11 protein-coding genes are annotated in these 11,641 nt (G+C 47.8%); 8 read left to right on the top strand and 3 right to left on the bottom strand.

Features of this window, described 5'->3' with window-relative positions; genetic code table 11:
* Positions 1-20: 20 nt before the first annotated feature.
* On the bottom strand, positions 21-167 hold the full coding sequence (locus tag OB236_RS32435) for a hypothetical protein (RefSeq protein ID WP_179097652.1): 147 nt from the start codon (positions 165-167) through the stop codon (positions 21-23).
* A gap of 169 nt (positions 168-336) precedes the next feature.
* Here OB236_RS32435 and OB236_RS32430 point away from each other — a divergent pair, with 169 nt between their 5' ends.
* The 6 genes from OB236_RS32430 to OB236_RS32405 all read left to right on the top strand — a co-directional run bounded on the left by OB236_RS32430 (position 337) and on the right by OB236_RS32405 (position 7,324).
* A complete protein-coding gene (locus OB236_RS32430; protein ID WP_262687719.1) occupies positions 337-1,770 on the top strand; it encodes a hypothetical protein in 1,434 nt (477 codons plus the stop codon).
* 132 nt (positions 1,771-1,902) lie between these two features.
* Positions 1,903-2,451, top strand: coding sequence for an RNA polymerase sigma factor (locus tag OB236_RS32425; RefSeq protein WP_083689701.1), 549 nt, complete (start codon positions 1,903-1,905; stop codon positions 2,449-2,451).
* Between the two features lie 61 nt (positions 2,452-2,512).
* On the top strand, positions 2,513-4,069 hold the full coding sequence (locus tag OB236_RS32420; protein ID WP_262687717.1) for an ABC transporter substrate-binding protein: 1,557 nt from the start codon (positions 2,513-2,515) through the stop codon (positions 4,067-4,069).
* A 42-nt stretch (positions 4,070-4,111) separates the two neighbouring features.
* On the top strand, positions 4,112-5,491 hold the full coding sequence (locus OB236_RS32415; RefSeq protein WP_262687715.1) for an ABC transporter substrate-binding protein: 1,380 nt from the start codon (positions 4,112-4,114) through the stop codon (positions 5,489-5,491).
* 240 nt (positions 5,492-5,731) lie between these two features.
* Positions 5,732-6,391: an HAD family hydrolase gene (locus tag OB236_RS32410; RefSeq protein ID WP_076235737.1), complete on the top strand. Its 660-nt coding sequence runs from the start codon at positions 5,732-5,734 to the stop codon at positions 6,389-6,391.
* A gap of 114 nt (positions 6,392-6,505) precedes the next feature.
* Positions 6,506-7,324 carry a squalene/phytoene synthase family protein gene (locus OB236_RS32405; RefSeq protein WP_076235738.1) on the top strand — a complete coding sequence of 273 codons (819 nt, stop codon included), beginning with the start codon at positions 6,506-6,508 and terminating at the stop codon, positions 7,322-7,324.
* A 97-nt stretch (positions 7,325-7,421) separates the two neighbouring features.
* Here OB236_RS32405 and OB236_RS32400 read toward each other — a convergent pair whose 3' ends face one another.
* Both OB236_RS32400 and OB236_RS32395 read right to left on the bottom strand, forming a co-directional pair.
* On the bottom strand, positions 7,422-8,210 hold the full coding sequence (locus tag OB236_RS32400) for a phytanoyl-CoA dioxygenase family protein (protein WP_262687713.1): 789 nt from the start codon (positions 8,208-8,210) through the stop codon (positions 7,422-7,424).
* Complete coding sequence (locus OB236_RS32395; protein ID WP_076235740.1) at positions 8,203-8,493, bottom strand: hypothetical protein; 291 nt, start codon at positions 8,491-8,493, stop codon at positions 8,203-8,205. The genes OB236_RS32400 and OB236_RS32395 overlap by 8 nt, the downstream gene beginning before the upstream one ends.
* Before the next feature lie 260 nt (positions 8,494-8,753).
* Between OB236_RS32395 and OB236_RS32390 the strand changes: the two genes are divergently transcribed.
* Positions 8,754-9,638 carry a helix-turn-helix domain-containing protein gene (locus OB236_RS32390; protein ID WP_262687711.1) on the top strand — a complete coding sequence of 295 codons (885 nt, stop codon included), beginning with the start codon at positions 8,754-8,756 and terminating at the stop codon, positions 9,636-9,638.
* Positions 9,639-9,786: 148 nt separating this feature from the next.
* Positions 9,787-11,502 (top strand): ABC transporter ATP-binding protein, encoded by a 1,716-nt coding sequence (locus OB236_RS32385; RefSeq protein ID WP_076235742.1) that lies wholly within the window; start codon positions 9,787-9,789, stop codon positions 11,500-11,502.
* Positions 11,503-11,641: the final 139 nt, after the last annotated feature.

The following is an 11,641-nucleotide window of genomic DNA, read 5'->3' as shown; positions in this document are numbered from 1 at the left end:
TCACTCTCCAAGCCCTGTATTCAGTTCATTACATTCGTATTCGTTGGTAAGGCAGCCCACAGCACAATCACCCAGAGAAGAATGCCACTTAGCAGTCCCAGCATGAGATAAACGATAGCCTTGCGCCATTGATTGCCCTTGTGCTGATGGCTTTCTGTGTTTCGCATCCATGACTCTCCTTTTACCTTTATTTTACCACGGGAATGATCAATAAGGCGAAAGATTAATTATAAAAAAACAGTAATTTTCAAAGAGTGGGTACTCGTCTGAAACTAATCCATGTACCGCAGCGTCTAACTGAATGGAAAATAATTATAGATTCAGGAGGAAACTGCGATGTGGAGATTTTTATTAACGGCAGTGCTATTCATCGTGTTGCTTGGCCAGCTGCCGCAGCAGCTTCAGGCACAGTCTGGGCAAGTGCAAGTTACAATCCCCGAGTTTCCCATTACGTTGGATGGGGTGCAGATCGATCAGGAGCATAGCGCCTACCCGCTGATTACCTATAAGGACATTACTTACTTTCCGCTTACCTGGAACGCTGCGCGCGCATTAGGGCTTGCTTACACTTGGAATCAGCAAAGCGGACTTACGATCGTTCCCGGCTACGAGCAGGGGCTGCCAGGCAAAGACAAATGGAGTCAGGATGATTCCGTCACGAATCGTCTGGGTTCCAGCTACAATGCTACAATTGCATCCTTTGCGGTTACGGTGTATGAACAGCCGGTTGATCAAGCATCAGAGCCGTATCCACTGCTGCAATTCCGCGACATTACGTATTTTCCGATGAGTTGGCGTTACGCTCACGATCTATTCCATATGAATCTGCAATGGGAGAACATAGCTGGATTGACGATCACAACAGATCAGAACCGCCTGTTAGACCGTATCGAATATGATGATGAAAATTATGTGTACATCCGGAATCATATGTACAAAAACAACGAAAACGGCTATTTAAAAATCGCTAAATCTCTTCAGGAGCCACCGCAATGGATCAGAGGAGCAACGGTGGGGGGGCTGTTTGAACATGCATCGCAATGGATGTGGACCTACAAGGATGAGCTGGCTTTGGAACGAAAACAGGATGAACTCTACTACAATAACCTGCAGCTGACCTCATTGACGAAGTACCTGAGTGAAAGTCAGACGCTATTCGCGCAGTATCCTGATGCTGTGAATAACGGAGTGACTTACCGTGCTTTGACACATCGTTTGAGCGAGAAGCAAACCCTGCTGATGCTTTCTGTTATCGTCGATGTACCGGTGAAAGGCCGCTTTCAAGGACCCAAAGAATACCAGCTCAGTTATCTGATTCGGGGGGAAGCCGTTACCGAGCTGCCTTTTTCAATAATCCGTGGATCCTGGAGTAACGCGGATGGAAGTCACTGGGTAGTGGGCGATAACTGGAAGCTGCTGCTCGTTAGTTCTCAAGGTGAAATTTCAACTGTGAACGATCTGTTTCAGGGAGCGGAGGTAGAGATTCCGCACTTTGGTTATCCGAGAACGAGTGAAGGGACGTTGATTATTAAAACCCATTCGCCTTCATACAGCACGTATGCTCTGGATACGAAGTTGAACGTCAAAAAGCTTTATGGCGATTATGGAGCAGATCTTCCCTACGGGGCTTATGTAGAGGGCTATCATTATGATCTATTCCAGGTGGATGGAAATACGATCACGAACAAAACACGCAACGAGAGCCGTACCTTCTGGGACTATGAACTTTTTGGCGCCTCGGAGTTTACGGGTTCAAATCAAACTAAATAATGAACGTTTCCTTGATCGCCGTACTGACGCTGTTCTTCTCGCGTTGGCACGGCGTTATTTTTTTGACCATAAAATTGGAAAAGGGAACCTTTTATCCGATGCTTCGTCCAATTGTGTGAGAGGTGAATAAGGGTGGCATTTGAATATTTGAAATCGCTCTCCAGCGGTATGGACAAAAATGTCATCTTAGAGGATTTGATGGTGGCATATGGAGAGGATGTATGGAATTATGCATTTTTTCTGACACGGCAATCCGAGCTGTCGGACGATATTACGCAGGATGTGTTCGTACGGGTATATGAACGCTTGTTTTCTTATAGGGGAGAGGCCTCCGTGAAAACCTGGCTGCTCACGATTACAAGAAATTTGGTCAGGGACCATTGGCGCTCGGCCTGGTTTCGCAAGGTTATGCCATTTGGAACGCCACTGGCCAAAGGGGAGAGTGCCCCCTCAGCGGAAACAGAGGCACTGAACCGACTCGTCAGCGAGGAAGTGTGGCTGGTTGTGCTATCTCTCCCGATCAAGCTGCGTGAGGTACTGCTGCTGCATGCCCACCATCAATTGACGCATACCGAGATAGCTCGGTTGTTGTCCATTTCCGAGGGGACGGTAAAGTCCAGGTTGTATCGGGCGCGTCTGAAGGTTGGCAAGCTCATGGAGCCTACATGGAAACAACAGTGATCGGAGAGATATTTGGCCGCGTAGCGGGATTTATTCACCGCACTTCTAAGGGGGAGACAATATGAAGCACAACGAACCGGAATATTGGGAGAAACAGCTGGCAAATTCACCAATCCCCAAAGGTGAAGCAGGTTTTTCCAAGGATTTAATGCAAAAAATTAAGGAGCGTGTTGAAATGCAGGAACGTCCGACAAACAGGCGGTGGCTGAAGCTGGCTCCGCTGCTGGCTATATCAGCGATGCTTGTGATCGGCTTTTTTCAATGGGAACGATTAGAAAGTATAGTCGGTCCCATGTCCAAGCCTGTTATTCCGCTGGCCTTGGAACCTATCGATGCAGAAAAGGAAATCACTCTAAAGGTCGCCTATTTCCATGAGAACACCTTCATGATGCATTATGGCAAAGCCTATACCATTCGTTATCCCAATATTGAGGTCAAGGTCATTACGATGGGGGATAACGATTGGAATAGCTATGACGATAAGGACAAAATCCTTGAGCTGCTGGATAGGGAAAAGCCCGACGTCGTTTACCTGTCCCCGAATATGTACGGTGAGCTGGCCAAGGAAGGCCGTCTGTATCCGCTTGATCCTGTAATGAAGCAGGACAGCTACGATCTGAACAACATGTACAGCGGCGTTACGGAAACACTGCGTACGGCAGCTGACGGCAAGCTGTATGGTCTGGCGCCTGATTATGAGATGAACGCGCTCTACTATAATAAGGATTTATTCGATAAGTATGGTGTGCCGTATCCGAAAAGCGGGATGAGCTGGGAAGAGACGATGCAGCTGGCGGCTCGTTTTCCGGCGAACGGTCAAGGCGGCGATCGAGTGTATGGCCTATTACCGACCTATTACAGTGAAGCCTCACAATTGGCCGGGCAAATTGCCAAAACGATGGGCCTGAGCATGACGAATGCGGATGGGAATCAGGTAACGCTGCGAACAGACGGATGGAAAAAGGCATGGAGTCTCGCTGCTGACGGGTATAGCCAAGGTTATGTATATCAGCCTGAGCCAAGGGCGAATCCGCAGGGCAATATCTTAATGGAGGATATGTACAAAAGGAATCCATTTATTACCGGTAAGGCAGCAATGGCGTATTCCAGCTATTCACTCAGCAGGGATTTGGAGACGGCCAAATCACAGTATAAAATGAATTCATTTAATTGGGATATGGTCAGCGAGCCTGTTGATCCATCAAGACCGAATGAATCCGCATCGTTCGCGCTTGGCCCTGTATATGCAGTGAATGCTCAATCCGAACATCAACGGGCGGCCTGGGAAATGATCAAGCTTATCAATAGCACGGAAATTATTAAGAAGTTGAACCGTTCTGCAGGGGGGGGCAGCTTGTCAGTGAGGCTGCAATCCTTAAAGCCTGAGGATGGCCGCAACTATGCGCCGTTCTATAGCATGAAGCCAAGCACGGTGGGAGCCGAATCGGGACTTCATCCTCGTGTGCTGCGCAAGTTCAAGGAAGCCTACAGCCCATTGGCAGTCAAACAGATGAAAGCGGTAGTGGAAGGGCGCTTGAAGCTGGACGACGCTTTGAAGCAGCTGCAGGAGGATTCGCAAAATGCGCTGTTCTCGGCGCTGCTTGACAGTCGGAATTAAAACGTGGGGTTACCACTGCACCAGATAGAGGAGGGATTGAGTATGAATATAGCTGTTAATGGAAGGAGCAAAACAACACGGACTTTGGGATGGCACTGGCTTGCTGTGTCCATCGTAGGCTTTGCGCTTGTATTAAGTGGCTGTGACAAGCATGAGGAAGCGGCCGCAGCAGCTCCCAAGGGGGTACTTCGTATTGCCATAGGCAACGAGAATACTTTTGAATATATGTATGCCGATTATTTTGCTGCCAAGTTCCCAGAATTGGAGGTCCAGATTATACCGACGGAAGGGATTTATGGTCCCGGCAAAAAACCGCTGCAGGAGCTGACCAAGCTGATTGATCAGGAGAAGCCTGACCTGCTGTTCACGAGTTCTTTTGATTATGAGAAGCTGGCTTCGCAGGGAAAGCTGTACGACCTGTCCGCACTAATGGAAAAGGACCGATTTGATCTGGACAATTTACTGCCGGCCGCGGTCGATTATTTACGAATCAAAGGGCAGGGGAGTATATACGGATTAGCTCCTAAGTTCTCAAGCTCTGTACTGTTTTATAATAAGGAGCTGTTTGATCGTTATCACATCCCTTATCCGACAGACCAAATGACCTGGGCGGATATGTTCCGCTTGGCTCAGCGGTTCCCGGCAGAGGGTGGCAAAGGAGAGCGGGTGTATGGCTTTCATATGGGCTATATGAGCTCTCCACAGGATTTGGCTGATTATATAGGACAAGCTCAGGGACTCGGAATGATAGATGCTGAAGGCAAAAAGCTATTGATGCAGACCGACTCTTGGAAGCGGATCTATCAGCTGGTTATGGATGGCTATCGAAGCGGTGTGCTGCAATGGAATTATATGCCGGGCAAAACCCGTTATGAAAAAGAGGATGTCGAAGCAGAGGATTTATTCAGTATCGGCCGCACAGCGATGACGATTTCCAATGAAGGACAGCTCAATGCTCTAAGGCAGCGGGGAGCCGCTTTCGAGTGGGGGATGGTGGGAACACCATCGGCAGATCCGGGGCATACGCGTAATCCCAATTTTTATTTATCGCCTATTTACAGCATTAACGCTCAGGCTGAGCATGTAAAGAGTGCGTGGGAGGTCATTAAATATTTCAATGGTGCTGAGGCTGCAAGGATTGAAGCGAAGACTTCCAACGATTTGCCGGTTCGCAAGGCGTTCGCCCATGAGATGGATGGGCACAGTCTGGAACCTTTTTATCAGGTAAAATATGAGGAGACGGTACAGGGCGGTTATAATGAAAACGTACCGGGTACATTTATTGAAAAGTATCGTTCCATTGCCAAACAGCAGGTCGATGCCATGCTAACAGGAGAAGTTACCGTCGAGCAGGGCTTGCAGCGCATTCAGGAGCAGGGTCAGCAGGCACTGGATGAAGCCTATGCGGCTGAGGTCAAGTAGGAAGACGGATGAAATCAATAAGAATTGTTTCCCTCAGCAGAGCTGGGGGTCTTTTTGATTCGATTTGAATTGTATTTACATAAACCGAATAATGGATTATTATTTTATTATAGTAGAGTGGTAAAGTGGTAAAGCGCGATATATGGATAAGGAACCAAGCTTTTATTAGAATTTTTATGGTACGATAGAGCATATGGCATCGTAAATAAGCAAAGCAAGCATATGAATGGGGGCTTTTTCATGATTAAAGCAGTCGTATTTGATTTTGATGGATTGATTATAGATACGGAAACCGTATGGTATGAAGCTTTTAAGGAAGTATTGCAAGCATACAATGTCGAATATCCTTTAGAGGAGTTTGTGAAGGTTATTGGCACTCATGATGCGCTGCTGAATCAATTCCTTGAGGCTAAGGTGGGTCTTGCCGAAACCGCAGTCGTTCGAAAGCTGGCCAAAGAAAGTTATTTGGTGAAAATACAAACGTCAGAAATCCGTGATGGGGTTAAGGACTATCTGGCTGCAGCACAGGAGCTTGGTTTGAAAATCGGACTTGCCTCCAGCTCTAATCGGGCATGGGTGGAGGGTTATTTGAAGCAACTTGGGATCTTTGACTATTTCGAAGTGATAAAAACAGGCGATCAGGTCGAAAAGGTAAAGCCAGATCCTGCTTTATACATAAAAGCGATAGAGGAGCTTGGGGTAGCTGCGGATGAGGCGATCGCTTTTGAAGACTCCTCCAATGGTGCAAAAGCGGCTAAGGCGGCAGGATTACATTGTGTTATTGTACCTAATGAGGTTACGAAATCGATAATTTTTGACCAATATGATTTAAGGATTCATTCCATGAGCGAAATGAGCTTGCAGGATGTCATCGAGTATTTAGAGAAAATTTGTGATTAAGGGGCAGTCTGCCTCAATTGGACTTGTTTTTACATACTAAAATGTCCTAAAATAAATTTATATGCTTAAAGTGAGATTAGTTTAACCAAATCCATATAAAGAAAGGCCAACATAATGAATGAGACGAACGCTTTATACCAAGAGGCGATGGATGTATTGGCTGAAACCAGTCGAACCTTTTTTATACCGATCAGCCGTCTTGTGCCCGGCTTGCAGGAGGCTGTAGCTTCTGCTTATCTGTGCATGCGGGCCATCGATGAGATCGAGGATGACCCCTCTCTGGCGGTTGAGATTAAGGTTAAGCTGTTGAATGAGATCAGCGACATTCTCCATCAGCCGATCTATGAGGAAGCCTTGGCAGCGCTGCTAACCCCGTATAAATCGGTGCTACCGGAGGTTACGTTACGGCTGGCGGATTGGGTCCGGTTCTGCCCGTTGTCGGCGAGTGACGTCGTACGGGAATCGACTTCAACCATGGCCCGAGATATGGCGGGGTGGGTTGAAAGGGACTGGCAGGTTCATACGAAAGAGGATTTGGACAGCTATACTTATTGTGTAGCAGGTGCGGTAGGTGTGCTGTTATCGGAGCTATGGTTATGGCATGACGGTACCGAATCCGATTATACGGAGGCTGTAGCTTTTGGCCGCGGTTTACAGACGGTTAATATTCTTCGTAATCGTAAAGAGGATATGGAACGGGGAGTCGACTATTTTCCCGATCAGTGGGGAACGGAAGAAATGTTCGCCTACACTCGCGGCAATCTGGCGTTAGCTGACCGTTATGTCGCTAATTTAAAGCCTGGCCCAGTGTTTGATTTCTGCAAATTGCCGTTAGCTTTGGCTCATGGCACACTCTCGGCTCTGGAGGCTGGGGAAGAAAAGCTGAATCGCGCTGCCGTTATTGAGATTGTCAAGCAGGCATCCGCAGAATGATCGTATTCCCATCGCAATAATGAAGAGGCTGTCCCGAAGTCAATCGACTTGTGGGACAGCCTCTATGTGTTGGATACGTGATGCTTGGAAGCTTTACTTATAAGCCCATTCGGGTGAGCGCTCCCTCAAACGAGGTATCGATTTTATCATCACCGCATAAGAAACGCCAGAACTTGGCGGTTTGGATCTGATTGACACGCGCCTCGTCGCCGCACCAAGGATGGTAGGCCTTCTTGAACACCTCACGAACTTCCTCGCTATTGTAACCATCAGTATTGAACAGATTGCGCTGCTCTTGTCCGGGACGCAGCCGCAGCTTGAATACATAACGGGTTTCATCCGTATGGTTGGGCTGGGCGCAGTGCCATATGCCGTGATGGAGAAAACCGATTGTACCGGCTTTGGCTACCATCCGTTTTTGCCCAACGATATTTTTGTAGCGGCTGATGCTGCCATTGCTTACCTTGCGCAAATGCGAGCCAGGGAGCACCAGGGTTGGCCCCATTTCATCCGGCGCGTCGTGGGAGAAATAGAACGCTTGAATGTCATAGCCAAACGGGCGAGTATCGATGACGGAATCGGCATGGTAGCCTTGACCTTTAAGGTGTTTGGCGCGAACAATATGCATAAATGAATGGTCATAGATAGGATATTGACCTACAAAGCTTTGAAGTGCGCCTTTTACTTGAGGCAGATTAAAGATATCCTGTATCACTTTGGATTCATTCCAGTAGGTGGAACCGTTACCCTGGAATTCCCGTTGTTCCTTATAAGCGGCTTCATTCAGTTCTTGCGGGACGATTTCGTCCAGTCGGAGAAAACCATTAACGGCAAATTCGGCCATTTGCTTGGCGGTCAGGAGATGCTGCTTTTCTATGCTACTCATCGATCGTCACCTTCTTTTCCAATACGGTTTCATAAGGCAGATGTCCCTGGTCATGCTCAAAGCCAGTGCGGAAGATCGGCATCGTCGGCAGCTGGATGACGTTCCAGCCGTCGCGCATAGCGTCAAGCACGGAACCGTAGATCGGCTCGTTGGAATCGCCCGTGTTCATCTGCAGCTGCCCCTTGGGAATTGTGCTATCGTAGAGCGCCCAGGCTACGGTGCGGCTCTCGAGATCAGGATCACTGGAATGGAGTATCAAAATCTTTTGTCTGGTCAAGCTCATGAATAGTCCTCCTTAGAGTTTGCGAAGCAAACTAGTTTCGTAAGCGTTGTTGTTAGCAAAAATGAAATCAATAAACGTTCCTGAGTGTACTCAAGTGGTATTGAAATTAGCTTTAGCACATTCACCTCGTAAGCGGTATCAGGCTTGTGTGTGTGCAGCTGATATATGTATTGTAGTATGCAAAAGGCGATCTGAGGATGTATGATAATAGCATAAGTTTACACAATACTAAGGAGTTATCAGTCTAATGGAGGGCTCATATGGATCAGGACAAGCTGCAGCTGCAATTGATACGCAGTTATTTGGAAAATGCTCAAATCATGATGCAGATGGCTCATTATACGAAGGTTGGGCCAAGCTGGCGGGATTCATACCGAATGACCGACGTCAATCGCCTCTATTATATACGTGAGGGCAGCGGGTGGATTCACATTCGCGGCAAGGATTATTATCCGAAAGCGGGTCAGCTGTATCTGCTTCCGGCCGGGATGAAGTTGGCTTATGCACGGGATGATGCCGACCCGTTGGGCAAATATTGGTGCCATTTCTCGGCTACGGTGGGAGATGTGAATCTGTTTCAAATGCTGGAGCAGCCGCACTGGATTCAGGTTCAGGATGAGGAGCGGCTGGAGCAGCAATTTCAACAATTGGTCGAGCTGCATCGCAGCAATACGTTGACCGCACCGCTGAGGATCAAATCGATCCTGCTTGAGATTATTTCCGAATATATCGAGCAGTCCACCGAGCAGCCGCATCTGACTGCAACTACCAGCACATCAAAGATTCATAGTGTGCTGTCCTACATCGAAAGCCATTTGTCCGAGCAGATGTCGGTAGATGAGCTGGCAAAGCTGGTGCACTTTCACCCGAATTATTTTATGCATTATTTCAAAACCATGATGGGCCTTTCCCCGATCGTCTATATTAATAAAAAAAGATTGGACAAGGCACGCAGGCTGCTTACAACAACCGAGCATACGATCTCTGCGATAGCCGATGAAATCGGAATGGAGCTGTATTATTTTTCGCGTATTTTCAAAAAACAGACAGGCATGTCACCATCTGAGTATCGCAAGGCTTCTGGGAAAGCGCATATTTCCGAAGAGGAGACAGAGCAGGAACCGAACGGAATTTTCCCTCATTAACAAGAGGTTAGGGAGGGTCAGTTATTCAGTGCGCCTGAAGGAAAGTTTGGCTATTAATGGAATTGGGGATTTAATAATTATTCAAAATTGATTATGATGGGGACAGAGAACAAATATATTCGGACACATAGAAAGGAAAGTGATTGGGATGCTTCGCCGTTTTTTTTCCTATTACCGGCCTTATAAAGGGCTTTTTATTCTCGATTTTGCTTGCGCGGTGTTTGCTGCTTTGCTGGAGCTCGGATTTCCGTTAGCCGTCAATCAAGTGGTAGACAAACTGCTGCCCAGCAAAAACTGGACCTTGATATTATGGGCGTGCGTAGGGCTGCTTGTGATTTATGTATTCAATATGTGCATGCAATTTGTGATCAACTACTGGGGTCACAAGCTTGGAATCAATATTGAAACCGACATGCGGCGCAAGCTGTTTGAGCATGTACAGAAGCTGTCGTTCCGTTTCTTTGATAACAATAAAACAGGCCATCTCGTTTCCCGGATGACCAACGATCTGATGGAAATTGGCGAGGTTGCGCATCATGGGCCTGAGGATTTATTCATTGCTGTGATGACGCTGCTTGGAGCGTTTGCCATCATGCTGTCCATCAACGTGAAGCTGGCTATTCTTACTTTTGCGATGGTGCCTTTCCTGATCTTCTTTTCAATCTATTTCAACAAAAAAATGACAGCTGCGTTCCGGCGCATGTTTGCTGATATTGCTGACTTTAATGCCCGTGTGGAGGATAATGTAGGCGGTATTCGCGTTGTGCAGGCTTTTTCGAATGAAGAGTTTGAAAAATCGCTTTTCGCTGTGAACAATGGTCGTTACCGGCTCACCAAGCTGCTTGCTTACAAGATTATGGCCTGGAATTCGTCGATCAGCTACCTGCTGATGCGCTCGGTTTCGCTTATCGTGCTCATTAGCGGAACGTGGTTTGTGCTAAATGAATCGATGAGCTATGGATCATTTATCGGATTCGTGCTACTGACTAATGTCTTTTTGCAGCCTATTCAGAAGATCAATACGGTTATTGAGAGCTATCCGAAGGGGATTGCCGGCTTCAAAAGATACACGGAGCTGCTGGAGACAGCCCCGGATATTGACGATGTTCCGGATGCGGTGGAAGTCAGCTCGCTGCGCGGTGATATTCGTTATCGTGGTGTTTCGTTCGGCTATGAGGAGCAGGCCCATGTGCTGCACAACATCGATCTGACGATTCATCAAGGGGAAACGATCGCCTTTGTAGGTCCGTCAGGTGCCGGTAAATCGACGATTTGCAGCCTGCTGCCCAGGTTCTATGAGGTTCAGGAGGGAAGCATCAAAATTGATGGGATCGATATTCGCCAAATGAAGCTGTCCTCGCTGCGCAAGCAGATCGGGATTGTCCAGCAGGACGTATTTTTGTTCACCGGAACCTTACGGGAAAATATCGCCTACGGCAAGCTGAACGCAAGCGAAGAGGAAGTATGGGAAGCGGCCAGACGTGCGCGTCTGGAGGAGTTTATCCGTTCGCAGGAGCTTGGCATGGATACGATTATCGGTGAGCGGGGCGTGAAGCTGTCGGGTGGACAAAAGCAGCGGCTTGCGATTGCCAGAATGTTTTTGAAAAACCCGCCGATCCTGATCCTCGACGAAGCGACCTCGGCGCTGGATACCGAAACCGAAGCTGCCATTCAGCAGTCGCTAACCGAGCTGTCCAAGGGACGTACGACGCTGATTATTGCCCACCGACTGGCTACGATCAAGAATGCTGACCGGATCATTGTGGTTACCGAGGATGGCATATCTGAGCAAGGCCGACACGGCGAGCTGATCGCTGCGGGTGGTGTCTACAGTCGTCTGCATCAGGCGCAATTTGGTTCGTAAAGTTAATTGAACAACCATCAAAGATCGTACGATTCAGTCCTTATGGACCGGATTGTACGATCTTTTTTTCTGCGACAGCATAATTAACTAACTTATAAGTGAATTCCATTTTTGCTCTAAGTCGTTGAGGTAGCCTGCG

The sequence above is a fragment of the Paenibacillus baimaensis genome (assembly GCF_025567575.1).
This window is presented reverse-complemented; position numbering and strand designations above follow the sequence as displayed.